This window comes from Pseudomonas sp. BB438, from assembly GCF_057180225.1.
Window position 1 is genome coordinate 1,994,812 of record NZ_CM170001.1, and the last position, 24,450, is coordinate 2,019,261.

Genomic DNA, 24,450 nt, shown 5'->3' on the forward strand with positions numbered 1-24,450 from the left:
AACTCGCCACGCCCCGTGCAGGGGCGCGGGACGTGTTCTCGGGCGGTTGTTTCAGGGCGTTGCGGGGGCGCTGGGATGAGCGCGCTGGTTGTCCAGCAATGGCTTGCCCCAGGGCCGGTAGCGCACCTCGAACACGGCGCTGGCGTGGCAGCCGTTGGAAGCCGCGGAGGGTGCGGCAGGCTCTGCGTGGAAGGGTTGGCCGGCGGCGCTGGTCTGGCGGAAAGCTTCGCGGACGATGCCGACCGAGCAGGGCAGCGCCGCCGCGTAGGCCTGGCGCACGCGCTCGGGAAGTGCTCCAGTGCCGGCGCCGTCCTGCCACCAGACCTGCACGCCGAGCCCGGCGATCTGCCCCAGCCAATTGCCGTACACCTGTGGTGCCAGTTTGCCGCCGGAGAAGGCGCTCAGTTGCAGCGGCGCCTTCAACTGGCCGGCGAAGTCCTTGAGCTGGCGTTGCAGGGCCTGTCGGCGCTCCGCAGCCTGGAAGTGCCAGTCGTCCAGTTCCATCGGCAGGTACCAGGCGGCGACCGGCAGCTTCACGTGCTCGCTGATCTGCCGTTGCTGGGCCAGGGAACGGCCGAGCTGGTGCTGCCAGTACGCCTCCAGGCCGGGCGTGTCCAGTTCGCTCTGGCGCTGGTAGTAGGCCGGATCCATGTACAGGCCGAGCACCAGTTGCAGGCCGTTGTCGTGGGCGCTTTTCAGGGAGCGGGCGAGCCAGCCGTCGGCGCCGCCGAAGTCGGAGTCGCCATAGGCGGTCCATTGCACGATCAGGGTCTTCGCCCCCTGGGCCGCACTGGCGCGCCAGATCTGCTGCCACTGCGCATCGCTCAACGAGGCATCGACATTCAGTGGCTGGTAGAACAGGCGGTCATCCGCGTGTACGGCGGCGGCGAAGAGCAGGGCGAGGGCGAAAGTCAGGCGGCGCATCAGAAGTTCACCTCGAGTCCCACCAGCCAGCCGTTGGCCTTTTCATAGAGATTGCCGCCCAGGCCCAGCTGGTACTCGGTACGCACGGTGACATGGGCGCGGTAGGCGTTGTAACGGTCGTCGCCGTACCAGTACTGCCAGCGCATGCCGACGCCGCTGCGCAGGTCCTGGCGCCAGTCGTTGCTCGGGTCCTGCGCGGAGAACTCGGCGAAGCCGTAGGGCATGATCGTCTGCGGCGAGTCCACCGGCAGCTTCCAGGTGTGGCCTTGCTGGTAGCGCGAGACCCACTGGTGATCGCCGGCGTGGGTCCACCAGGCGAAGTCGGTGTAGAGGAAGCGTTCATCCCAGTCGTTCTCGTCCACGCGCCAGTCGTTGCGGTACTCGCCCTGGTCGAGGAACGAGGCGGTGGCGCGCAGCAGGAAGTCCGTGGAGGTCTGGCCGTACTTGTCGCGCTGGCGGACATAGCGTTCGAATTTCTCCGGCGTGCCGATCTCGTGCCAGCGAATACCGTCGAAGGCGTCTTCGGCATCGCCGTCGTTCTTCACCGTGTTCTGCTTGTACAGCTCGCTGTAGAGGTTGAGGTTGTAGTCGCCGAAGGGCTTGTAGCGCAGGCCGAAACCGGCGGCGAGGGTCTGGGTGTACTGTTTGCGCCCTTCGTTGCCGGCGATTGCCCGGCCGTACACCGACAGAGTGCTGCCGTTGCGGGTCGGCTCCTCGCCCAGCGCGTGGTCCCAGATGAAGGTCTGCAGGTTCTGTGACTGGGCGCGGCGGTGGCTGCCGGTCTGGTTGTCGCCATTGAGGATCGGCACCGTGGTGACGCCCGCGGGCGACCAGGTGCTGGCGATGGTCAGGTTGTCGCGCTGGGACATCACCTGGTGTGCGCGGCGCTGGCGGAAACGTCGGGCTTCGAGGCTGCCGTACTCGTCGTCGGCGGCCACCGGGTCCTGCTCCAGGTCGATCACCCGGCGCAGCTCACGGCGGGCGGCGAAGCTGTCTTCGGCTTCGTCGTAGCGCCAGGCGAGCGTTTCGCCCAGGCGGAAGTCCTCGGGGTAGTCGCGGGTGGCGCGCTCCAGATAGGGGATTGCAGTGCGGCGCTCTTCCGGCGTGTCGGTGCCGGCCAGGCGCATGCCGTAGTCGGCGCGGAAGCGTGGGTTGTCCGGCTCGCGACGTACTGCTTCGGCCAGCCAGAGTTTGCTCTGTTGCTTGTCGCCGGCCTTCTGCGCGCTGCCGGCGGCATTGTAGAAATGCTGGCCGTTGGGTTCGTGCTGAAGTGCCTCGCGGTGACGGGCAAGGGCTTCGGGGTAGTCGCCACGGGCATCAGCGATATTGGCACCCAGTGCCCAGTCGTCGGCGCTGCCTTTCTTCGCCTGTTGCCAGTAGCGCTCGGCGGCAACGTTATCGCCGGTGACGAGGGCCGCTCTGCTGGCGGTCATGCGGGCATTGTCGTTGAGGTCGCTGGCGGGCAGGGCGTTGAAGAGGCGCAGGGCACCCGCGGGATCACCGGCGGCTTCCAGCGCATAGGCCAGCGGCAACTGGCTGTCCTTGTCGCCCTGTGCGACAGCGGCCTGGTAATAGACCACCGCTTCGCCGGGGCGCGCGGGCATGGCGCAGCGACCCAGTGCACGCAGCTCGCCGGGAGTGTTCGAGTCGGGGCTCAGGTAGCGCTGCAGGGCGTCGCAGCGTCCGGCTTCGGCCAGGCGACCGAGCAGGTAGCCGCGCGAGACCGGGTCGGCCTTGGGCAGCAGGGCTTCGATGCGGGCGACGTCCAGCGGCGTATCGCTGCGCGCGTGGATGCTGGCCAGGCGTTGCACCAGTGACGGCGGAAGGTTCCCACCGCGCCGATCGTACGCGCTCTCGAGTAGTTGCTTGGCGCGCTCGGTGCGCCCGGCGTTGAGGGCCAGGTAGGTCGCCTGATCCAGCGCCTTGAGGTCTCCGGTCTGGCGGTAGCGCTGTTCCCAGAGCGCCGCAGCCTCGCCGGTGCGACCCCGGGCCTGCAGCAGTTCGGCACGCTGGAGCACGGTGTCGGGTGTCTGGGGTTGGCGCGACAGCCAGGCCAGCGCGAGGTCGGTGCGGCCCTGGCGGCGCCAGCTATCGACCAGTTGGTCGCGCCGGGCGGTGTCCCAGGGCTCGGGCAGCCGGGTGTTTTCCAGCAGGTCGGTGGCGTCCAGGCGCTGGGCGAGCACCAGCCAGGTTTTCGGGTCTTCCTCAGGCTTGCACTGCTTCAGCTTCGCCAGTGCATCCGCCTGGTCGTGGCGTGACAGCCATTCGGTGGTTTCCAGGCAGGGGCGGTTCTGCTCGTCGCTGAGCTGGGTCACCAGGGGCGCGTCGGCACTGTCGCGGGCGACTTCCAGCAATTGCGCCTGGCGTGTCGGGTCGCGGCGGTCCTGCTCGGGCAGGCTGAGCAACCAGCGCTTGGCCACGTCGGTCTGCGAGACGGCGATGGCGCGGTCGATGATCGCCAGGCGTGCCTGGCGTTCGGCGTTGGCGTCGGGTGCCTGCTGCAGCAGTTGCTCCAGCGGCTTCTCCTCCAGGCGCTGGGCATAGGCGTTGGCCAGGCGCCGCCAGTCATCGGCGGCGAGCTGGTGGGCGGCGGCCAGCGGAGCGAGCTGGGCAATGGTGGTATCCCAGTCGCGCAGTCGTTCGGCCCAGTTGGCGCGGGCTTCACGCAGTACGCGACCGTCGCTGCCCGGCGGCAGGGTGCTCAGCCATTCCAGCGCCTTCGCCGGCCCCTGGGTCTGGCCGAGCCGCAGGCTGTAGGCCTGCCACAGCCGTACACGCTCGTTGGCGTTGCTGGTGTGGGCCAGCCACTGGTTGACCTGGGCTTCCGGCGGCGGACCGTTTTCGATCAGGTCCAGGCGCAGTTCGGTCAGCGCCTGGGCGCCGGCGTCAGTGCCGGCCAGCGCCTGGGCTTCCTTCTCGGCGTCCTCGAAACGCTGCTGCTTGGTCAGGGACTGGATCAGCAAGGCGCGTGCCTCGGTGTTGTTCGGCACGCGGTCGAGCAGGTGGCGCATCAGGCGCTCGACTTCTGCCCAGTTGTTCTTCTTCGCTTCCTTGTAGCCCTTGTCGAGGTAAGGGAAGCTGCGGAAGCGCTGGAACTCCGTGAGCTGGTCATCGGCGGCGTGCGCCAGCGGGGCGGCGATGCTCGCCAGGATCAGGCCGTAGAGCAGGGGATGTTGCGGTTTCACACGGCCTCCTGGGCGATGCGATAGGCCTCGTGCTGTTCGCTGGCCTGTTCCTTGAGCGCTTCCTCCAGCACCTGCTGGGTGATGATGCCGCGCTTGATCAGGTGCTCGCCGAGGGAGTCCTGCTCCGGGTCGAAGTCGATCAGGGCCTGGTTGAACAGGCTCGGCGGCACCATTCCGCGCACTTGCAGCAAGGCGCCGAACATCACGACGTGACCGCAGAGGCGCTCCATCAGGGTATCGTCACCCTGGCGTTGCCTGAGTACCTCGACGATGGCGCGGGTCTCGTCGGTCTGGTGGCGTCCGCCGTACCAGTGGCGCAGGCCCAGGGTGACGCGGCCCTGGGGCGCCAGTCGACCGCGTACCGGGCGCTTGAGGTGGCGGCTGATGGCGCCGAGGGAGACCTGGCTGATCTGCTGTTCGCTGGCCAGCACCAGGGTGTCGCCCTCGATGGCCACCGGCAGCACTGCGTAGCGCAGCGCGAGCTTGCGCGGCAGCGCTTCGATCAGTTTCTCGTCGAGGGTGAAGGGGTTGAGCGGGGCCCATTCCTCGCCCAGCTCCTCGGCCAGGGTCTCGACCAACTGGGTGCTGGTGATCAGCTCGCGCAGCAGCAGCTCGCGGCCCAGGCGCCGCCGCACCGGACTGGTCAGGGCCGATTGCAGCTGCTCCTCGGTGATCAGCCCCTTTTCCTTCAGACGCTGCCCCAGGGGGGTGCGCTGCGGGCCGGCGAGGGCGGGGAATTCGTGGGTGGTCTTGTCCCAGGCCACCCGGCGCGAGTCGCCCATCTCCATGACCTGTTTGAGCGCACGCAGGTTGGCGAAGAAGTTGACGAAGTTGCTCCACATCATCCGTGGTGCCGACAGCAGTCCCTCGAAGATCCCGTAGAAGCGCGTGACGAACCAGAAGCGCTGGAACAGGCGGTTGAGCAGCATCAGACCATTGAGGAACAGCAACACCACCAGCAACTGGCTGCCTTCGAGGATCGACGGGAAGCGCCAGGCGTTGGGCGACAGGCTGGTGATCAGCCACATGGTAATCAGCACCAGGAACAGCAGGTTGACCAGGAAGCTCAGCAGGTAGGCGATCAACCCCCGGCGGTCGCGCCAGAGGAAGTAGTTGAGCATGGTCTTGCTGCTCCAGCCCAGGTTGCGCGTACCCTGGAAGACGATCCCGGTGATCCACCGGGATTTCTGCCGGATGGCGTGCTGCCAGGTGCGCGGGAAGTGCTCGCGCACGCAGATGACCTGGGAGAAACGCCGGTCCATGCCCGGCACCCAGGTGCTCTTGAGCGCCAGTTGCGGGTCGGTGATGGAGTAGCGGGCGAAGATGCACTTCATGCCCTTCTGCTTGAGGCGGAAGCCGATGTCGTAGTCCTCGGTGAGACTCTGCACATCGAAGGCGATGCCGTCGCCGTCCTCCAGCAGCGCGGCGATGGCGCGGCGGCTGAAGCAGGTGCCGACGCCGGCGCTGGGCACCTGGCCGGTCAGCGCTTCGCGCACCGGCACATCCTTGCCGTGGTTCTCGGCGAACTCGTCGACGTAATGGCCGGCGGTGAAGCCGGTCCACTCCGGGGCGTAGGGGTACACCGGGATCTGGATCAGGTCCTTGGCCGGCAGCAGGTAGTTGAACAGCCGCAGTTCCAGGGGCGAGATCACGTCTTCGGCGTCATGCAGGATGAAGCCGGAGAATTCGATCTTGGCGTCGGCTTCGAAGCGCAGGATGGCGTCGATGATGTTGTTCAGGCAGTCGGCCTTGCTGGTGGGGCCGGGGCGGGCGCAGACCACCTTGTGCACGTTGGGATAGTGCAGGCATACCGCGTCGACGTCCGCCTGGGTCTGCGGGTCGTTGGGGTAGGTGCCGACGAAGATCTGGTAGTTCTCGTAGTCCAGGGTGGAGGCCGCCAGGCGCGCCATCTCGCCCACCACGCCGACCTCGTTCCAGGCCGGCACCATGATCGCCAGCGGCTTTTCCGGCGCGGCAAAGAGACGCTCCTCGTCGGCCCGGTCGAAACGGTTGTAGATGCGGAAGCGCCGCACCAGTACCCGACCCCAGTACACCAGGTCGATGAACAGGTCATCCAGGCCGAGCAGGAACATCAGCGCGGCCAGGATGATCGCCAGGTACTTCAGGGCATAGAGAACGTAGGTGAGGATGTCGACCAGTTCGAGGCTCATTCGAACTCGCTTGGCGTGCGTGATTCACCGAACCAGGACAGCAGCCGGGCGACGATCTTCTCGCTGGCATGGCCATCGCCGTAGGGGCTGAATACCCGGCTCATCTGCTCGTAGACTTCCTCGTCGCGCAGCAGGTGGCTGGCTTCGCTGACGATGCGCCCGGTGTTGGTCCCCACCAGCACCACGGTGCCGCCTTCCAGCACGGCCGGACGCTCGGTGACGCGGCGCAGCACCAGCAGCGGCTTGCCCAGCGCCGGGGCTTCCTCCTGGATGCCGCCCGAGTCGGTGAGGATGATGTACGCGCGGTCCATCAGCCAGACGAAGTGCTGGTAGTCCTGCGGCGCGATCAGGTGGATGTTGGGCTTGTCCGAGAGCAGGCCGTAGACGGCGTTCTGCACCTGCGGGTTGAGGTGCACCGGGTAGACGAAGTCCACGTCCGGGAAGCGCTGGCCAAGCTCGGCCAGGGCCAGGCAGATGCGCTCGAAACCCTTGCCGAAGTTCTCCCGACGGTGGCCGGTGATCAGGACCACGCGGCGGTCGCCGGTGAATTTCGCCAGCGGTGAGTCGGCCGCGGGGGTCCAGTTGGTCTCGTGCAGGTGCTCGCGCATCCACAGCAGGGCGTCGATCACCGTGTTGCCGGTGACCTCGATCTGGTCGATGTTCACCCCTTCGCGCAGCAGGTTGTCGCGCGAGGACTTGGTCGGCGGGAAGTGCAGGTCGGCGATCACCGCGGTCAGGCGGCGATTGGCCTCTTCCGGCCACGGCTGGTGGATGTTGCCGGTGCGCAGGCCGGCCTCGACGTGGCCCACCGGGATCTGTCGGTGGAAGGCGGTCAGGGCGGCGATGAAACTGGTGGTGGTATCGCCGTGGACCAGCACGATATCCGGGCGATGGCGGTCGTAGCTGTCATCCAGCTTGCCCATCATCTGCAGGGAGAGGCTGTTCAGCGTCTGGCCCTGGGTCATGACGTCGAGGTCTTCGTCGACCTCGAGTTCGAAGGAGTTCAGCACTTGCTGTAGCATCTCGCGATGCTGGCCGGTGGAGCAGATGCGCAGCTCGATTTCCGGAGTACGGCGCAGGACGCGCGCGAGGGGGGCCATCTTGATGGCTTCCGGACGGGTTCCGAAAACCATGGTGACTTTGTACTTCATCAATTGCTCCTTGGGCGCGCTCTTGTGGGGCCGCCTTCGGTTTCCGTGTGGGATTTTTCCAAGGGCAATGAAAGTCGCTCAATTCCGGGCTGTCCAGCCGCAATCGGTGTTGCCAGTGATACAGGTCAGGTACATTGACCTTTTAGGGTTTTTTGTCGCCTGGCTGGAGCCCGCGTCGCCAGAGGGCTGGCGCCGGTTTGCCGGCAGCGCGGGGGAAAATTGTTGATGAATTTTGCGAAAAGGTGGATTGGTCGATGTTGAGCGCGGAACTGAAGGCGTTCTACCGGGTAGCGAAGCTGGGCAGCATCACCCAGGCCGCGAAGAAACTCGGGCTCAGCCAGCCGACCGTGACCACCCAGATCCGCAACCTGGAAGCCCAGTACGCAGTGGAGCTGTTCTACCGCGGCGGCCGTCGCCTGACCCTGAGCGACGAGGGTGTGCGCCTGCTGCCGATGGTGGAGGCGCTGCTGCAGCAGGAAGCGGACATCGAATTCTACCTGCGCAACTGCGGGCAGATGCAGGGCGCGCTGCGCATCGGTGCCACCTCTCCTTATTACGTGCTCGGGCTGATCAAGACCTTCCGCGAGCGCTTTCCGCAAATCGAGGTCTCGGTGGAGATCGGCAACTCCCAGCAAGTGCTCGAATCGCTCATCGAATGCCGGGTCGACCTGGCGGCTTCCTCGCAGCAGGTGGACGACGCGCGGTTGACCCGCGTGGTGCTGGGCAGCGACCCGCTGGTGCTGGCGGTGCACCGCAGCCATCCGCTGGCGGCGTTGCAGTCGGTCAACCTGGGCGACCTGCGCCAGCACTGTCTGCTGATGCGCGAGGCGGGCTCCACCACTCGCCAACTGACCGAGGCGATGCTGCAGCAGGCGGGCGTGGTGCCAGCCTCGATGCTGGAGATCGGCAGCCGCGAGTCGATCCGCGAGGCGGTGATCCGCAACCTGGGCGTGAGCATCATTGCCCGCCAGGAAGTGCCGGATAACCCGCAGCTGTGCGTGCTGGAGATCAAGGGCGCAAGCCGGATCGACGAGTACCTGTATTGCCTGAAGGATCGGCGGCAGGCGCGGTTGCCGAGTGCGTTTCTGGCACTCGCCCAATCGTAGAGGTTCACTCCCTGCAGGAGCCCGGGCTCTACGCCGCCACTTCCCAAAAAAATTCGCCCCCATACCAAAATTTGCCTATGGATCTATCGGCGCACTTGGCCCTTTAGCAATAGTGCCGTCTCAATCGCTCCCTAGCATGGACTTCGTTCCTTCACGCCGCAGCTCACGCGGCGTGGACCACAAGAAAACGAGGTACCGCCATGCATCCCACTGTCGCCGGCACGCCGCTCAGCGTGCGTCACATCCGCAAGCGCTTCGGCCAGTTCGTCGCCCTCGACGGCGTGTCGCTGGACGTCAAGGCCGGTGAGCTGGTCTGCCTGCTCGGCCCCTCCGGCTGCGGCAAGACCACCCTGCTGCGCTGCATCGCCGGCCTGGAACAGCAGGACGAGGGGACCTTGCACCTGGGCCAGCGCGATGTGTCGAACCTGCCGCCGCAGGCGCGGGACTACGGCATCCTGTTCCAGTCCTACGCGCTGTTCCCCAATCTCACGGTGGAGCAGAACATTTCCTACGGCCTCACCAATGCCAGTAAGGAAGAAGCCCGCCGCCGCGTCGCCGAGATGCTCGAACTGGTCGGCCTGACCGGTAGCGAGAAGAAGTACCCCGGCCAGCTTTCCGGCGGCCAGCAGCAGCGCGTCGCCATGGCCCGCGCGCTGGCGCCGAGCCCGTCGCTACTGCTGCTCGACGAACCCATGTCGGCGCTGGACGCCCGCGTCCGCGAGCACCTGTGCGGCGAACTTCGCCAACTGCAGAAGAGCCTGGGCATCACCACCGTGATGGTCACCCACAACCAGGACGAGGCCATGCTGATGGCCGATCGCATCGCGGTGATGAACCACGGGCGTATCGAGCAGTACGGCACCGCCCAGGAGATCTACAGCACGCCGAGCACGCCCTTCGTTGCCGAGTTCGTCGGTCAGGGCAACTGGCTGCCGTTCGAGCGTGGCAGCGATGGCCATGCCCGCGTTGGAAGCCTCAACCTGCGCCTGCACAGCCAGGCGCCCAGTGCCTCGGGTCGCCTGTTCTGCCGCCCGGAAGCGATCAGCGTGAACCCTGCCGTGCACCAGGAAAACCTGTTCCGTGCGCAGGTCCGCGAGATCACCTTCCTCGGCAATCGCTGCCGCATGAGCTTCGAGCTGGAACAACTGCCAGGCCACGCGCTGCTCGCCGAGCTGGCGCCCGAGGACATGCCGCGCCTGGGCGCCCCGGACATCTGGGTGTCGCTGCCGCCCCGCAGCCTGCAGGTGTTCGCCTGAGATGGAAGCCGTGGTGAAGCACAGCCCGGTGCTGTCCGTTGGCAAAATTCGCGGCGATCTGGGTGATCGCCTGTTCGTCCGCGGCGGCAAGGTCCTGCTGCTGCTCCTGCTCACCCTTGCGGTGCTGATGCCGCTGCTGGCCATCTTCTGGCGTGGCTTCAGCGGCGAAGCGGGGCAGGGCGGCGGCCTGGCCGCCATGGGCGAGTTGCTGCGCAGCGACAACTTCCACTGGTTGCTGGGCAACAGCCTGAAGATTTCGCTGAGCGTGGCGTGCATCGTCGTGCCGGCGGCCTACCTGTTCGCCTACGCGCTGCAACGCACGCTGATCCCGGCCAAGGGCCTGTGGCGCGGGATTTCCCTGCTGCCGCTGCTGGCGCCGTCGATGCTGCCGGGCATCGCGCTGATCTACCTGTTCGGCAACCAGGGCCTGCTGCGCCATCTGCTGCCGGACAATATCTATGGTTTCTGGGGCATCGTCCTCGGCGAGGCCATCTACACCTTCCCCCATGCGCTGATGATCCTGCTGTCGGCGCTGTCGCTGGCCGATGCACGCCTGTTCGACGCCGCCTCGAGCATGGGCGCCGGGCCCTGGAAGGCCTTCCGCAGCATTACCTGGCCGGCCTCCCGGCAGGGCGTGTTCGCTGCCTTCTGCCTGGTGTTCACCCTGACCATCACCGACTTCGGCGTGCCGGTCGTGGTGGGCGGCGACTACCAGGTACTGGCGCTGGAAGCCTACAAGGCGGTGGTCGGCCAGCAGCAGTTCGGCCGTGGCGCGCAGATCGGCATGATCCTGCTGCTGCCGGCGTTGCTCAGCTTCGCCGTCGACACCTGGCTGCGCCGCCGCCAGGGCGACGCCATGAGTGGCCGCGCGCAGGTCTACCATCCCAAGCCGTCGCGTCGCCGCGACGGTGCCTTCCTCGCCATCGTCGTGCTGATCAGCGCGGTGCTGCTGGGTGTGCTGGGCATGGCCGTGTACTCCTCGCTGGTGAAGTTCTGGCCGTACAACCTCTCGCTGTCGCTGAACCACTACGACTTCAACACCACCGCCGGCGGCGGCTGGCTGGCCTACCGCAACAGCCTGACCCTGGCCGCGTGCACCGCGATCATCGGCAGCGCGCTGATCTTCACCGGCGCCTACCTGATCGAGAAGACCCGCGAGCAGCGCTGGCTGAGCCAACTGCTGCGCATGCTGTGCTTCGTGCCGATGGCCGTGCCGGGCCTCGTGCTGGGCCTGGGCTACGTGTTCTTCTTCAACCTGCCGGGCAACCCGCTGCATGTGTTCTACGGCAGCATGGCGCTGCTGGTGGTGTGCACCATTGCCCACTACCTGACCACCGCTCAGATGACCGCCACCGCCGCGCTGCGCCAGCTCGATGGTGAGTTCGAGGCCGCCGCGCTGTCGCTGAAGATGCCGCTGTGGCGCCACTACCTGCGCGTCACCGTGCCGATCTGCCTGCCGGCGCTGCTGGATATCACCCGCTACCTGTTCGTCTCGGCGATGACCACAGTCTCGGCGGCGATCTTCCTCTACAACCCGGACACCATCCTCGCCGCCGTCGCCGTGCTGAACATGGACGACTCCGGCAACGTCGGCGGCGCCGCCGCCATGTCCACCCTGATCCTGCTCACCTCCGCGGCCGTGTCGCTGCTGCTGGCCGGCGCCTCGCGCGGCCTGCTGCGCCGCTCCCAGGCCTGGAGGAAGGGCGCGAACCCGTAACACCGCTGGACGCTGTCGCCCTCGTTTGCCCGAGGGCTCAACCCCTGACAAAACCCGCCTCCGCGCGGGGAAAAAACACTGCCAAGGAGCTCCACATGTTCAAACGTCTTGCCCTCGCCGCCGCCGTGGTGGCCGGTTTCGCTGCACAGGTCCACGCCGCCGACACCGAGCTGACCGTCTACACCGCCCTGGAGCCGGAACAGCTGACTGCCTACAAGCAGGCCTTCGAAGCCGAGAACCCGGACATCAAGATCAAGTGGGTGCGTGATTCCACCGGCATCGTGACCGCCAAGCTGCTGGCCGAGAAGGATCGCCCGCAGGCCGACGCCGTGTGGGGCCTGGCGGCTTCCAGCCTGGCTATCCTCGACCAGCAGGGCATGCTGGAGAAGTACGCGCCCAAGCACCTGGACGCCATCGGCAAGAACTACCGCGACCCGGCCAACCCGCCGGCGTGGGTTGGCATGGACGTCTGGGCCGCCACCATCTGCTTCAACACCGTCGAGGCCGAGAAGCTGGGTCTGGAGAAGCCGGTGAGCTGGCAGGACCTGACCAAGCCCGAGTACAAGGGCAAGATCGTGATGCCGAACCCGGCCTCCTCGGGCACCGGCTTCCTCGACGTCTCCGCCTGGCTGCAGACCTTCGGCGAGAAGCAGGGCTGGGCCTACATGGACGCGCTGCACGAGAACATCGGCCAGTACGTTCACTCTGGCTCCAAGCCGTGCAAGCTGGCCGCCGCCGGTGAATTCCCGATCGGCATCTCCTTCGAATACCCGGCCGTGCAGCTCAAGCGCCAGGGCGCGCCGCTGGACATCGTCCTGCCCAAGGAAGGCCTGGGCTGGGAAATCGAAGCCACCGGCATCGTCAAGGGCACCCAGCATGAAGCCGCCGCGAAGAAACTCGCCGACTTCTCCGCCAGCCCGAAAGCGATGGAACTGTACAAGGAAAACTTCGCCGTGCTGGCCCAGCCGGGTATCGCCAAGCCGCAGACCGAACTGCCGGCCGACTACGAACAGCGCCTGATCAAGAACGACTTCGCCTGGGCCTCGAAGAACCGCGACGAGATCCTCGCCGAGTGGCGCAAGCGCTACGACGGCAAGTCGGAGAAAGTTGCGCAGAAGTAAGGTTCTACGCTGGCGGCTCCCTCTCCCCAACCCTCTCCCTGAAGGGAGAGGGGGCTGATCGGTGTGTTGGTTCGATGTTGGCGCAGTCCTGGACCCCTGGAGGGAAGCACTGCGCGGCCAGGGTGCATCCGTTCTGAAGGTTGCACTTGAAGTACCAGGATGAACTCGGAACTTTTCTCGGCAGAGGAGAGTTCCCTCTCCCTTCAGGGAGAGGGCTAGGGAGAGGGGCTCTTCTGCACTTCTGCGCGTAAGGAACTGATCCCATGACCCACACCCACTGCGACGTCGCCATCGTCGGCGCCGGCATCCTCGGCCTTTCCCACGCCTACGCCGCCGCCCGCCGCGGCCTCTCCGTACGTGTTTTCGAGCGCACCGCCACGCCCCTGGGCGCCTCGGTGCGCAACTTCGGCCAGGCGCTGGTCACCGGCCAGCCGCCGGGCGTGATGTCGGAGCTGGCCCGTGCCAGCCGGCCGATCTGGGCGCAATGGGCGGAAGGCGCCGGGTTTTCCCTGCGGCGCAATGGCTCGCTGCTGTTCGCCCGCAGCGAAGCCGAGGAGCACCTGCTGGAAGCCTTCTGCGCCGGTCGCGCCCGGGAGCTGGACTACCGCGTGGGCCTGCTGCGCGGCAGCGAACTGAACGACCTCTACCAGGGCTACTTCCGCCACCATCGCGCCGCGCTGCTGGGCTTCGACGACCAGCAACTGTATTCCCGCGAGGCCCTGCCGAGCCTGATCGATTATCTGCGCCGCGAGCACGGCGTTGAGTTCCACTTCTCCACCCTGGTGCGTGACGTCGACACCGGTGTGCTGCGCACCACCGCAGGCACCTTTACAGCGGGACAGGTGATCGTCTGCTCGGGCCACGATTACCAGACACTGCTGGCTGATGTCATCGCGCCGCTGGAGCCGCAGGTGTGCCGCCTGCAGATGCTGCGTGCCCGCCCGCAGGTCGACTTCGGTCTTGCCCACTCGATCCTCACCGGGTTGAGCTGCGTGCATTACGGCGCCTTCTCCGACCTGCCCGAGGCCGAGGCGGTGCGCGAGCAGATTCGCCGCGAGACGCCGGAGCTGGAGGAGCAGGGCATTCACTTGCTGGTCAGCCCGACGCCCCACGGCGAGCTGATCATCGGCGACTCCCACCACTACGGCAGCGATGCCGCGCCGTTCAACGCCGAGTCCGTCGACCGGCTGATGCTGGCGCTGGCCGAGGACACCCTGGGCATGCGCGTGGACGTGGTCGAGCGCTGGCAGGGCGTGTACGGGTCGCGCGGGCCGGGGCCGTTCTCGGTGTTGCAGGCCGCCGACGGCATCACTGCCGTGCTGATGCACACCGGCGTGGGCATGAGCATCGGCCCGGCGCTAGGCGAGCGCACCGTCGCGGGCCTGTTCGGCTGACACGTGGCTGTCATCTGCCTTTCATGGACGTCTGATAACACCAAGGGGCGGGCCTGTTCTGCTCTTGGAAGGAGCGAGCTTGCTCGCGAATAGCCCGTGTCGTGCGGGTTTGCGAGCAAGGACCAGGCGTCCCCCTCGTTCCTACACGCACCTCCCACCTGCGTGCGCGGAGTTCCATGAACCACAGCATTGTCCAGAGCCATCAGGATTCCGATCTGTTCGGCCTGTTGTATGGCTTCAGCTTTCGCCCCGACCAACCCGGGCTTGAGATCGATTCGCCGATCGCCTTGCAGCGCCTGCAGGAACCCCGCGCGGCGGACGAGTTCCTCTGGTTGCACCTGAATCTGGCGCACGCGGCCTGCGAGCGCTGGATGAAGTCGCACCTGGAACTGCCCGACTACTTCTTCGAGACCCTGCGCGAAGGCTCGCGCTCCACGCGCATCGAGCATGTGGACGGCGCGCTGCTGGCGGTGGTCAACGACGTGGTGTTCGACTTCAGCAGCCGCATGTCCTCGGACGTCGCCACCCTCTGGGTCTGCGCCCGTGGCCGCCTGCTGATCACTGCCCGCGCGCAGCCGCTGCGCTCGGTGGATACGCTGCGCTCCTCGGTGAAGCACGGCGAGCGCTTCAACTCGCCGCTGGAACTGCTGGTGCACCTGCTGCGCGACCAGGGCGAAATCCTCACCCGCATCGTCCGTGAGACCAGCATCAGCGTGGACCGCATCGAGGACCAGTTGCTGTCCTCACGCCTCTCTGCCAGCCGTGCCGATCTGGGTGGCATGCGCCGCGTGCTGGTGCGTTTGCAGCGCCTGCTGGCGCTGGAGCCAGGCTCGCTGATGCGTCTGCTCAACCGCCCACCGGTGTGGCTGACGGAGGACGATGTGCGCGTGTTGCGCGAGGCCACCGAGGAGTTTTCCCTGGTGATCAACGACCTCACGGCGCTGGGCGAACGCATCAAGCTGCTGCAGGAAGAGATCGCCGCGAAGATCAACGAGCAGAGCAACCGCACGCTGTTCACCCTCACCGTGGTCACGGTGCTGGCGTTGCCGATCAATATCATCGCCGGCTTCTTCGGCATGAACGTCGGCGGTATTCCTTTCTCCAGCGACCCGGAGGGTTTCTGGATCCTGGTGGTGTTGGTGGCCAGCTTCACCGGCCTGGCGGGGCGCTGGGCGTTCCGCAAGCGCGACGATTACTGATCAAAAAAAGACCGGCTCTACGGCCGGTCGAGGGGGAAGAATGCGTCGTCAGCGGCAGACGCGGGCGATGGCTGCCGCCAGGTGATCCAGCCGCTCACCGTCGAGCCCGGCGATGTTGGCGCGGCCGCTGTTCACCAGGTAGATGCTGTGCTCCTCGCGCAGGATGCGTACCTGCTCGGCCTGCAGGCCGGTGTAGGAGAACATGCCGCGCTGGATGGCGATGTGCGCGAAACGCTCCGCCAACCCATGGGGGCGCAGGGCTTCCACCAGGCCGATGCGCAGTTCGGCGATGCGCCCACGCATGCCGTCCAGTTCGTCCAGCCAGAGGTTCTTCAGTTCCGGGTCGCCGAGAATGGTGGCGACCACTTCGGCGCCGTGGGCCGGCGGGGTGGACCACAGGTTGCGGGCGAACAGCGCCAGCTGGCTGCGGATGTCGGTGAGCTTGTCGGCGTTCTCGGCGCAGACGATCAGCGCGCCGACGCGATCCCGGTAGAGGCCGAAGTTCTTCGAGCAGGAGCTGGTGATCAGCACTTCCGGCAGGTTCTGCGCCAGCAGGCGTACGGAGTAGGCGTCCTCTTCCAGTCCGTCGCCCAGGCCCTGGTAGGCGAAGTCCAGCAGTGGCAGCAGCTCGCGGCGGCGGACGATCTCCAGCACGCGCTGCCACTGCTGGTGATCCAGGTCGAAACCGGTGGGGTTATGGCAGCAGGCGTGCAGCAGCACCACGTCGCCCTGGGGAATCTTCTCCAGCATGGCGAACATGGCGTCCGCGTCGAGGCGGTTGTCCGCGCCGACGTAGGGGTAGTGCTTGATCGGCACGCCGGCGGCGGCGAACAGGGTCTCGTGGATCGGCCAGGTCGGGTCGCTCAGCCAGATGTGCTTGCCCGGCAGGCAATGCGCGATGAACTCCGCCGCCAGGCGCAGCGCGCCGGTGCCGCCGGGCGTCTGCGTGGCGTCGGCGCGCGAGTCGGCCAGCAGCGGCGAGGTGACGCCCAGCACCAGCTCGCACAGGCGTGCGGCGAACAGGGCATCGCCGTGGCTGCCGACATAGCTCTTGGTGGTCTCGGTATCCACCAGGCGCTGTTCGGCAAGCTTCACCGCACGGGGGATCGGCGTAAGGCCCTGGGCGTCCTTGTAGACGCCCACGCCAAGGTCGAGCCGTGCGGGGTTGGGGTCCGCCCGGTAGGCTTCGAGCAGGCCCAGGATCGGGTCGCCCGGTACGCGGGTGACCTTGGCGAAATGGCTCATTTGCGTCCCTCTGCTGTCGCGGCCAACTCGTCGGTGCGCGCGGCCATGATGAAGTCGTTGCGGTGCAGGCCCTTCAGTTCGTGGCTCCACCAGGTGACGGTGACCTTGCCCCACTGGGTCAGCAGGTCGGGGTGGTGGCCTTCTTGCTCGGCGATGGCACCCACCGCGTTGGTGAAGGCCAGGGCGTGCCTGAAGTTCTTGAACAGGAAGACCCGCTCCAGTTCCATGTGGTTGTCACGGACTTCGATGTTCCAGTCCGGGATCTGCTTGATCAGCACCGCCAGTTCGTCGTCGGACACCTTCGGGGCGTCGGCGCGGCAGGCTTCGCAATGGGCTTGGGTGAGTGCGGTCATGAAAGGTTCTCCTTGTCGTGGGGTGGCATAGGAGTGCGCTCGCGAACCATCTTAGGCTCGCGAGCACGTCTCATCCTAGGCACAGATGGGATCGATTGCAGCGGATCAGGCGGCCTGTTTCGGCGGGAACTTCGGCGCATGCAGGCCCAGGCGCATGGCGTCGCGCACCAGCGCCATGATGTCCTCATGGGCCAGTTCGAACAGACGCTTGAGCTCGGGGAGCACGAAATACAGGGGCTGCAGGATGTCGATGCGGTACGGCGTGCGCATGCACTCCAGCGGGTCGAAGGCCTGGCGCTCGGGCTCGCCGGAGAGGCTGTAGACCGTCTCCTTGGGCGACGAGAGGATGCCGCCGCCGTAGATGCGAAGGCCCTGCGAGGTATCCACCAGGCCGAATTCGATGGTCATCCAGTAGAGTCGCGCGAGGAACACGCGCTCTTCCTTGCTGGCGGCCAGGCCGAGCTTGCCGTAGGTGTGGGTGAACTCGGCGAACCAGGGGTTGGTGAGCAGCGGGCAGTGGCCAAAGATCTCGTGGAAGATGTCCGGCTCCTGCAGGTAATCCAGCTCTTCCGGGGTGCGGATGAAGGTGGCGACGGGGAATTGCTGGCTGGCCAGCAGTTCGAAGAAGGTCTGGAAGGGGATCAGCGCCGGCACCCGCGCTACGCGCCAGCCAGTCGCGGCCTGGAGCACCTTGTTGACCTCGCCCAGTTGCGGGATGCGCTCATGGGGCAGACCAAGCTGTTCGATGCCGTCCAGGTATTCCTGACACGCGCGGCCCTCGATCACATTCAACTGGCGGGTGATCAGGGTATTCCAGACCTGATGCTCGGTTTCCGGGTAGTGGATGAAACCGTCTTCATCAGGTTGGCGGGCCACGTACTGCGTTGTCTTCATGGAGCCTCCGGCGTTGAGCTGCCTGTTCTTGTGATGACTCACCAATAGCGCGATGCGTGCCGCCGAACAGCCCCCCTGGCGCTGCGCTGGAACGCGTCAAGCGGGGTAATCCGTAAAGAAATGATTACGCTTGGCGGCGCAGGCATCCGGCCATGGCTTGAAGGTGCGGTGATCTGTCACATATTCTTGACGGTAATTTCCGGCTGATGCGTGAAAAACCGCGCCGGAGCGCCCACCACAACGACAACCACGGGCCCGCCATGCGTATCAAAGTGCACTGCCAGAACCGCGTCGGCATCCTGCGTGACATCCTCAACCTGCTGGTCGACTACGGCATCAACGTCAACCGCGGCGAAGTCGGTGGCGAGCAGGGCAACGCCATCTACCTGCTTTGCCCGAACCTCATCAACCTGCAGTTCCAGTCGCTCAAGCCCAAGCTCGAAGCGGTGCCCGGCGTGTTCGGGGTCAAGCGCGTCGGCCTGATGCCCAGCGAGCGTCGCCACCTGGAATTGAATGCGCTGCTGGCGGCGCTGGAGTTCCCGGTGCTGTCCATCGACATGGCCGGGCAGATCGTCGCCGGCAACCGCGCCGCCGCGCAGTTGCTGGGCGTGCGCGTCGACGAAGTGCCGGGCATCCCGCTGTCGCGCTACGTCGAGGACCTCGACCTGCCCGAACTGGTGCGGGCCAACAAGGCGCGCATCAACGGCCTGCGCGTGAAGGTGAAGGGGGATGTGTTCCTTGCCGACATCGCGCCATTGCAGACCGAACACGACGACAGCGAAGCGCTGGCCGGCGCCGTGCTCACGCTGCACCGTGCCGACCGCGTCGGTGAGCGCATCTACAATGTCCGCCGCCTGGAGCTGCGCGGCTTCGACAGCATCTTCCAGAGTTCGCGGGTGATGGCCGCGGTGGTTCGCGAGGCGCGGCGCATGGCGCCGCTGGACGCGCCGCTGCTGATCGAAGGCGAGACCGGCACCGGCAAGGAGCTGCTGGCACGCGCCTGTCACCTGGCCAGCCCGCGCGGACAGTCGCCGTTCATGGCGCTGAACTGCGCCGGCCTGCCCGAATCCATGGCCGAGACCGAACTGTTCGGCTACGGCCCCGGTGCCTTCGAAGGCGCGCGCCCGGAAGGCAAGCTCGGCCTGCTGGAGCTGACCGCCGGCGGCACGCTGTTCCTCGACGGCGTCGGCGAGATGAGCCCGCGCCTGCAGGCCAAGCTGCTGCGCTTCCTGCAGGACGGCTGCTTCCGCCGCGTGGGCAGCGACGAGGAGGTGTACCTGGACGTGCGGGTGATCTGCGCGACCCAGGTGGACCTCTCCGAGCTCTGTACCAAGGGCGAGTTCCGCCAGGACCTGTACCACCGCCTCAACGTGCTGTCGCTGCACATCCCGCCGCTGCGCGAATGCCTGGACGGCCTGGAGCCGCTGGTGGAGCACTTCCTCGACCAGGCCAGCCGGCAGATCGGCTGCTCGCTGCCCAAGCTGTCGCCCCAGGCGCTGGATCGCCTCGGCCGCTACCACTGGCCGGGCAACGTGCGGCAGCTGGAGAACGCGCTGTTCCAGGCGGTTTCCTTGTGCGAGGGCGGCACCATCCGCCCTGAGCACATCCGCCTGCCGGATTATGGTGCGCCGCATCCGCTGGGGGATTTCTCCCTGGACGGCGGGCTGGACGCCATCATCGGCCGTTTCGAGAAGGCGGTGCTGGAGCGGTTGTACCGGGAGCATCCAAGCAGTCGGCAACTGGGCAAGCGGCTGGGGGTGTCGCATACGACCATCGCCAACAAGCTGCGGATGCATGGGCTGGGGCAGAACGAGGAGACCTGAGGCGTTGGTCAGCTCTTCATAGGAGCGAGCTTGCTCCTACAAAAGCCGATACGGCGGAGCGAACCGTCATGCCTTCCATTCGTCGCAGGGCCGCCGGCGGCCACTCACCAGGTCTTCGGCCGGTACCCCTTCACGCAGGCCCGCACGTCGTCATCGATCACGTTGCCCGGCTTGATGCAGTCGGCCAGCTTGCGCGGGCTGTCGCTGTAAGGCGAGGCTGCGGGTGTCGTCTGCAGACCGTCAGGGGGCATGCCCAGGCGAATCTGCAGCAGCACCCAGCGCTCGTGAAGCCACAGCTGGTTGGCCGGATTGCGCCACAGGGCGGTGCCGGCGGCGAGCAGCAGCAGCGGGATGAGCAGCCACAGCAGCGGCTTCACCAGCATCCGCCAGTTGCGTTTCGGGTTCTCGGGCGGCTTCTGCGTGTTCTGACGCCTGACCTGCTCCCAGTAATAGTCGCGATCACGGTCGCTCATCGGTGTACTTCCGCCGGGTGAATGGGGGAAGAGTAACGGCTGGCGCGGCCGGCGGCGAGGCGCGATCAGCGGTCCTTGTGACGGGCTTCGCGCACCACCATATTGGTCTGCATGACCGCTTCCCGAACCTCTTTCCGCGCCAAGCGAGCCGATGTGCTGTCCGCCTTCCACCCGGCGGTGGCCGGCTGGTTCCGGGCGCATTTCCCGGCACCGACGCAGGCGCAGGTCGAGGCGTGGCCTGCGGTCCAGGCTGGGGCATCAACGCTGGTGGCAGCGCCAACCGGCTCGGGAAAGACGCTCACGGCTTTCCTGTCGGCCATCGATGCGCTGGTCCGCGAAGGGCTGGAGAACGGCGGTGCTTTGCCCGATCGCACCACGGTGGTCTACGTCTCGCCACTCAAGGCGCTGTCCAACGATATCCGCATCAACCTCGAAGAACCGCTGGCCGGCATCCGCGCCGCGCTGGTCGAGATGGGCCTGCCGGAGGTGGATATCCGCACCGCCGTGCGTACCGGCGATACCACCTCGAAAGAACGCGATGCGATGCGCAAGCAGGTGCCGCATATCCTGGTGACCACGCCTGAATCGCTCTACGTGCTGCTCGGCTCGGATTCGGGGCGCGCCATGCTGGCCGGCGCCCGCAGCGTGATCGTCGATGAAATCCACGCGTTGGCCGCGAGCAAGCGCGGCAGCCATCTGGCGCTGTCGCTCGAGCGCCTGCAGGCGCTGTGCGAAGCGCCGCTGGTGCGCATCGGGCTGTCCGCGACGCAGAAGCCGCTCTCGGCGGTGGCAGCTTTCCTGGTGGGCCGTCATCAGGCCTGCCGCATCGTCGACATCGGCTACAGCCGCCAGCGCGACCTGAACCTGGAGGTACCCGCCGCGCCGTTGGAAGCGGTGATGTCCCATGATTTCTGGGACAAGGTCTACGACCGCCTGGCCGAGCTGGCCAGCGAGCACCGCACCACCCTCGTCTTCGTCAACACCCGGCGGTTGTCCGAGCGGGTCACCCGGCACCTGGCCGAGCGCATAGGCGCCGGCTGGGTCGCGGCGCACCACGGCAGCCTGTCCAAGGAATTGCGCCTGGGCGCCGAACGGCGGCTCAAGGCCGGGCAACTCAAGGTGCTGGTGGCCACCGCTTCGCTGGAACTGGGCATCGACATCGGCGACGTCGAACTGGTCTGCCAGATCGGCTCGCCGCGCTCCATCGCCGCCTTCCTGCAGCGCGTCGGACGCTCCGGCCACAGCGTCGGCGGCACGCCCAAGGGGAGGCTGTTCCCGACCTCGCGGGATGACCTGATCGAGTGTGTGGCGCTGCTCGACAGCGTGCGGCAGAACGAACTGGATGCGCTGACCATTCCCCGCGCGCCGCTGGACGTGCTGGCCCAGCAGATCGTCGCCGAGGTGGCCTGCCAGGAATGGCGCGAGGACGCGCTGTTCCAACTGTTCACCGGCGCGCAACCCTACGCCGACCTTGCTCGCGAGCGATTCGATGCCGTGCTGCGCACACTGGCCGAGGGCTACACCAGCCGTAACGGCCAGCGTGGCGCCTACCTGCACCTCGATGCCGTGCATCGGCGGCTGCGCGGCCGGCGTGGTGCCAAGCTCACCGCCGTGACCTCCGGCGGCACCATCCCCGATACCGGCGACTATGCCGTGCTGCTGGAGCCGCAGGGCCTGACCGTGGGCACGGTAAACGAGGACTTCGCGGTGGAAAGCCTGGCCGGCGATGTGTTCCAGCTGGGCAATATTTCCTATCGCATCCTGCGCGTGGAGCCGGGCCGCGTGCGCGTCGAGGACGCCCAGGGCCAGCCGCCGAACATTCCCTTCTGGCTCGGCGAGGCGCCGGGACGCACCGACGAGCTGTCCTTCAGCGTCGCGCGCCTGCGCGGCCGGCTGGACGAGCTGCTGGCCCAGGGCGAGAACGACCCCGAACCGCTGGCACGGGCCATCGACTGGCTGCAGGGACTGCTCGGCCTGAACGACGCGGCGGCGCGGCAGCTGGTGGAGTACCTGGCCCGCGCGCGCCATGCCCTCGGCGCGCTGCCGACGCAGAAGACGCTGATCCTCGAGCGCTTCTTCGACGAGTCCGGCGGCATGCAGCTGGTCATCCATTCGCCCTACGGCAGCCGCATCAACCGTGCCTGGGGCCTGGCGCTGCGCAAGCGCTTCTGCCGCACCTTCAACTTCGAGCTGCAGGCCGCCGCCACCGAGGACGCGATCATCCTCTCGCTGTCGACCAGCCACAGCTTCCCGCTGGACGAGGTGTGGCGCTACCTGCATGCCAACAGCGCCGAACAGGTGCTGATCCAGGCGCTGCTCGACGCGCCGCTGTTCGGCGTGCGCTGGCGCTGGAACGCCACCACCGCGCTGGCCTTGCCGCGCTACAGCGGTGGGCGGAAGGTCGCCCCCCAATTGCAGCGCATGCGCAGCGAAGACCTGCTGGCCTCGGTGTTCCCCGACCAGGTGGCGTGCCTGGAGAACATCGTTGGCGAGCGTGAGATTCCCGACCACCCGCTGGTGGCGCAGACCCTCGACGACTGCCTGCACGAAGCGATGGACAGTGAAGGCTGGCTCGACCTGCTGCGGCGCATGGAAAGCGGTGCGGTGACCCTGCTGGCACGGGACCTGCCGGCGCCGTCGCCGCTGGCGGCGGAGGTGCTGTCCGCCAGCCCGTACGCGTTCCTCGACGACGCGCCGCTGGAGGAGCGTCGCACCCAGGCCGTGCAGCGCCGCCGCTGGACCGATCCGGAAAGCGCCGACGACCTCGGCGCGCTGGACGCCGACGCCATCGAGGCGGTGCGCGCCGAGGCCTGGCCCGAGGCCCGTGACGCCGACGAGATGCACGAGGCACTGAGCGCTCTGGGAGGTATTCGCGACAGCGAGGCGCGGGCCAACGAGGGCTGGCCCTTCCTGCTCAAGTCGCTGGCCAAGGCGGGCCGGGCAACGCGCCTGGAGCTGTTATCCGGCGCGGTGTGGGTGGCGGCGGAGCGGCTCAGTCAATGGCTCGCGCTGCACCCGCAGGTGGCGATGAAACCGCTGCTCGACCTGCCGCCGGCCCTGAGGGAGCCCTGTGCGGCAGACGAGGCGCAGGTGGAGCTGGTGCGGGCGCGCCTGACCGGTTTCGGCCCGCGCCTGCTGCGTGAGCTGGCGGATGACCTGGGCATTGCCACCGGCGATACCGGCTTCGCCCTCGCCAGCCTGGAGCGCGAGGGCTACGTGCTGCGCGGCCGCTTCACCCCGGGCGCGAGCGAGGAAGAGTGGTGCGAGCGTCACCTGCTGGCGCGTATCCATCGCTACACGGTCAAGCGCCTGCGCCGGGAAATCGAGCCGGTGGCGCGGGCGGACTTCATGCGCTTCCTGTTCGACTGGCAGCGCGTCTCCAGCGGAGCGCGGGCGCGCGGGGCGGAGTCACTGGCAGGCGTGCTCAGCCAGTTGGAAGGCTTCCAGGCCGCCGCCGGCGCCTGGGAAAGCGACATCCTGCCCAGCCGCGTGGCCGACTACGGCATCAACTGGCTGGACGACCTGTGCCGCGCCGGCCGTATCGTCTGGGCGCGCCTGCCGGGCCGAACCGCTGCGAAGGGCCGCGGCGGCCCGCTGAAGAGCTCGCCCATCGTGCTGCTGCCGCGCGCGCAGATGGCGCCATGGAGCGTGCTGAGTGCGGGGCAGGCGGAAACGGAGCTGTCCGCCAAGGCCAGCAAGGTGCTGGAAGTGCTCAAGGAGCACGGCGCCTCCTTCTTCGAGGAGCTGGCCAGCGACAGCCACCTGCTGCGCACGGAGCTGGAGACCGTGCTGGGCGAGCTGGTGGCGGCAGGGCGGGTGAATGCCGATAGCTTTGCCGGCCTGCGCGCCCTGTTGATTCCGGCCGCGAGGCGCCACCCGCAACGCCGTTCGCGAGCGCCGCTGTTCGGCATGGCCGATGCCGGGCGCTGGGCGCTGCTGCGTCGCTCCACGCTGGAGCCGGGCGCGCGTCTGCCGGCGGAAGTCCTCGAACATGTCGCCATGACCTTGCTGCGCCGCTACGGCGTGATCTGCTGGCGCCTGCTCGACCGCGAAGCCGATTGGCTGCCGCCGTGGCGTGTCCTGCTGCGGGTCTACCATCGCCTGGAGGCGCGAGGGGAAATCCGCGGTGGGCGCTTCGTCGCCGGGTTGACCGGCGAGCAGTTCGCCCTGCCCGAGGCTGTCGGCCTGCTGCGCGAGGTGCGCCGGCGGGAGGCGAGTGGCGAGTGGGTGGTGGTGTCGGCGGTCGATCCATTGAATCTTGCCGGCACGCTGCTGCCGGGACGCAAGGTGCCGGCGGTGAGCGGCAACCGTGTGCTCTATCGCGATGGCGTGCCGGTGGGGGCGCTGATCGCCGGCGAGGTGGAACTGCTCGCCGAGCTGACGCCGGAGGACCAGGCACGCGCCCGGGAACTGCTGATCCGGCGGTAAGCCGGGCGCG

Annotated in this window: 16 protein-coding genes; 8 read left to right on the plus strand and 8 right to left on the minus strand. The window is 67.2% G+C overall.

Annotated features, from left to right (window positions below; translation table 11 throughout):
- Window positions 1-51 precede the first annotated feature (51 nt).
- From AC1ZV1_RS09390 to wecB, 4 genes are read right to left on the minus strand one after another with little or no spacing between them, the layout of a single operon-like run.
- Entirely contained in the window at window positions 52-924 is an 873-nt protein-coding gene (locus AC1ZV1_RS09390; protein WP_484296464.1) for a DUF4434 family protein, read from the minus strand.
- The gene (locus AC1ZV1_RS09395; protein ID WP_484296465.1) at window positions 924-4,109 is read right to left on the minus strand and encodes an NfrA family protein; all 3,186 of its coding nucleotides are present in this window, start codon (window positions 4,107-4,109) and stop codon (window positions 924-926) included. The genes AC1ZV1_RS09390 and AC1ZV1_RS09395 overlap by 1 nt, the downstream gene beginning before the upstream one ends.
- The gene (nfrB, locus tag AC1ZV1_RS09400; protein ID WP_484296466.1) at window positions 4,106-6,280 is read right to left on the minus strand and encodes a cyclic di-3',5'-guanylate-activated glycosyltransferase NfrB; all 2,175 of its coding nucleotides are present in this window, start codon (window positions 6,278-6,280) and stop codon (window positions 4,106-4,108) included. Before nfrB ends, AC1ZV1_RS09395 begins: the two co-directional genes overlap by 4 nt.
- A complete protein-coding gene (gene wecB / locus AC1ZV1_RS09405; protein WP_484296467.1) occupies window positions 6,277-7,431 on the minus strand; it encodes a non-hydrolyzing UDP-N-acetylglucosamine 2-epimerase in 1,155 nt (384 codons plus the stop codon). Before wecB ends, nfrB begins: the two co-directional genes overlap by 4 nt.
- A gap of 254 nt (window positions 7,432-7,685) precedes the next feature.
- Here wecB and AC1ZV1_RS09410 point away from each other — a divergent pair, with 254 nt between their 5' ends.
- The 6 genes from AC1ZV1_RS09410 (at window position 7,686) to AC1ZV1_RS09435 (ending at window position 15,224) form a co-directional block, all read left to right on the plus strand.
- Window positions 7,686-8,537, plus strand: coding sequence for a LysR family transcriptional regulator (locus AC1ZV1_RS09410; protein WP_484296468.1), 852 nt, complete (start codon window positions 7,686-7,688; stop codon window positions 8,535-8,537).
- Between the two features lie 200 nt (window positions 8,538-8,737).
- On the plus strand, window positions 8,738-9,793 hold the full coding sequence (locus AC1ZV1_RS09415) for a putative 2-aminoethylphosphonate ABC transporter ATP-binding protein (protein WP_484296469.1): 1,056 nt from the start codon (window positions 8,738-8,740) through the stop codon (window positions 9,791-9,793).
- Between the two features lies 1 nt (window position 9,794).
- Entirely contained in the window at window positions 9,795-11,510 is a 1,716-nt protein-coding gene (locus tag AC1ZV1_RS09420; protein WP_484296470.1) for a putative 2-aminoethylphosphonate ABC transporter permease subunit, read from the plus strand.
- Window positions 11,511-11,605: 95 nt separating this feature from the next.
- Window positions 11,606-12,631 carry a putative 2-aminoethylphosphonate ABC transporter substrate-binding protein gene (locus AC1ZV1_RS09425; RefSeq protein ID WP_037012373.1) on the plus strand — a complete coding sequence of 342 codons (1,026 nt, stop codon included), beginning with the start codon at window positions 11,606-11,608 and terminating at the stop codon, window positions 12,629-12,631.
- A 263-nt stretch (window positions 12,632-12,894) separates the two neighbouring features.
- Window positions 12,895-14,025: a TIGR03364 family FAD-dependent oxidoreductase gene (locus AC1ZV1_RS09430; protein WP_484296471.1), complete on the plus strand. Its 1,131-nt coding sequence runs from the start codon at window positions 12,895-12,897 to the stop codon at window positions 14,023-14,025.
- A 176-nt stretch (window positions 14,026-14,201) separates the two neighbouring features.
- Window positions 14,202-15,224, plus strand: a complete 1,023-nt coding sequence (locus AC1ZV1_RS09435) for a transporter (protein ID WP_484296472.1) — start codon at window positions 14,202-14,204, stop codon at window positions 15,222-15,224.
- Between the two features lie 48 nt (window positions 15,225-15,272).
- On the opposite strand, the gene AC1ZV1_RS09440 is transcribed toward AC1ZV1_RS09435, so the two are convergent.
- The 3 genes from AC1ZV1_RS09440 to phhA form a co-directional block, all read right to left on the minus strand.
- A complete protein-coding gene (locus tag AC1ZV1_RS09440) occupies window positions 15,273-16,469 on the minus strand; it encodes an amino acid aminotransferase (RefSeq protein WP_484296473.1) in 1,197 nt (398 codons plus the stop codon).
- Window positions 16,466-16,822 (minus strand): 4a-hydroxytetrahydrobiopterin dehydratase, encoded by a 357-nt coding sequence (locus tag AC1ZV1_RS09445; protein ID WP_484296474.1) that lies wholly within the window; start codon window positions 16,820-16,822, stop codon window positions 16,466-16,468. Before AC1ZV1_RS09445 ends, AC1ZV1_RS09440 begins: the two co-directional genes overlap by 4 nt.
- Window positions 16,823-16,927: 105 nt before the next feature.
- Window positions 16,928-17,716, minus strand: a complete 789-nt coding sequence (gene phhA, locus AC1ZV1_RS09450) for a phenylalanine 4-monooxygenase (RefSeq protein ID WP_484296475.1) — start codon at window positions 17,714-17,716, stop codon at window positions 16,928-16,930.
- Between the two features lie 260 nt (window positions 17,717-17,976).
- Between phhA and AC1ZV1_RS09455 the strand changes: the two genes are divergently transcribed.
- Complete coding sequence (locus tag AC1ZV1_RS09455) at window positions 17,977-19,539, plus strand: sigma-54-dependent transcriptional regulator (protein WP_484296476.1); 1,563 nt, start codon at window positions 17,977-17,979, stop codon at window positions 19,537-19,539.
- A gap of 104 nt (window positions 19,540-19,643) precedes the next feature.
- Here the strand turns inward: AC1ZV1_RS09455 and AC1ZV1_RS09460 are convergent, their stop codons facing one another.
- Entirely contained in the window at window positions 19,644-20,012 is a 369-nt protein-coding gene (locus AC1ZV1_RS09460; protein WP_484296477.1) for a hypothetical protein, read from the minus strand.
- A 111-nt stretch (window positions 20,013-20,123) separates the two neighbouring features.
- On the opposite strand from AC1ZV1_RS09460, the gene AC1ZV1_RS09465 reads away from it, so the two are divergent.
- On the plus strand, window positions 20,124-24,440 hold the full coding sequence (locus AC1ZV1_RS09465; protein ID WP_484296478.1) for a DEAD/DEAH box helicase: 4,317 nt from the start codon (window positions 20,124-20,126) through the stop codon (window positions 24,438-24,440).
- Window positions 24,441-24,450 lie beyond the last annotated feature (10 nt).

Excerpts from the sequence above, each read along its gene's own strand:
- AC1ZV1_RS09390 (WP_484296464.1), bottom strand. The coding sequence starts at position 924 with ATGCGCCGCCTGACTTTCGCCCTCGCCCTGCTCTTCGCCGCCGCCGTA.
- nfrB (WP_484296466.1), bottom strand. The coding sequence starts at position 6,280 with ATGAGCCTCGAACTGGTCGACATCCTCACCTACGTTCTCTATGCCCTG.
- wecB (WP_484296467.1), bottom strand. The coding sequence starts at position 7,431 with ATGAAGTACAAAGTCACCATGGTTTTCGGAACCCGTCCGGAAGCCATC.
- AC1ZV1_RS09410 (WP_484296468.1), top strand. The coding sequence starts at position 7,686 with ATGTTGAGCGCGGAACTGAAGGCGTTCTACCGGGTAGCGAAGCTGGGC.
- AC1ZV1_RS09415 (WP_484296469.1), top strand. The coding sequence starts at position 8,738 with ATGCATCCCACTGTCGCCGGCACGCCGCTCAGCGTGCGTCACATCCGC.
- AC1ZV1_RS09420 (WP_484296470.1), top strand. The coding sequence starts at position 9,795 with ATGGAAGCCGTGGTGAAGCACAGCCCGGTGCTGTCCGTTGGCAAAATT.
- AC1ZV1_RS09425 (WP_037012373.1), top strand. The coding sequence starts at position 11,606 with ATGTTCAAACGTCTTGCCCTCGCCGCCGCCGTGGTGGCCGGTTTCGCT.
- AC1ZV1_RS09430 (WP_484296471.1), top strand. The coding sequence starts at position 12,895 with ATGACCCACACCCACTGCGACGTCGCCATCGTCGGCGCCGGCATCCTC.
- AC1ZV1_RS09435 (WP_484296472.1), top strand. The coding sequence starts at position 14,202 with ATGAACCACAGCATTGTCCAGAGCCATCAGGATTCCGATCTGTTCGGC.
- AC1ZV1_RS09440 (WP_484296473.1), bottom strand. The coding sequence starts at position 16,469 with ATGAGCCATTTCGCCAAGGTCACCCGCGTACCGGGCGACCCGATCCTG.
- AC1ZV1_RS09445 (WP_484296474.1), bottom strand. The coding sequence starts at position 16,822 with ATGACCGCACTCACCCAAGCCCATTGCGAAGCCTGCCGCGCCGACGCC.
- phhA (WP_484296475.1), bottom strand. The coding sequence starts at position 17,716 with ATGAAGACAACGCAGTACGTGGCCCGCCAACCTGATGAAGACGGTTTC.
- AC1ZV1_RS09455 (WP_484296476.1), top strand. The coding sequence starts at position 17,977 with ATGCGTATCAAAGTGCACTGCCAGAACCGCGTCGGCATCCTGCGTGAC.
- AC1ZV1_RS09460 (WP_484296477.1), bottom strand. The coding sequence starts at position 20,012 with ATGAGCGACCGTGATCGCGACTATTACTGGGAGCAGGTCAGGCGTCAG.
- AC1ZV1_RS09465 (WP_484296478.1), top strand. The coding sequence starts at position 20,124 with ATGACCGCTTCCCGAACCTCTTTCCGCGCCAAGCGAGCCGATGTGCTG.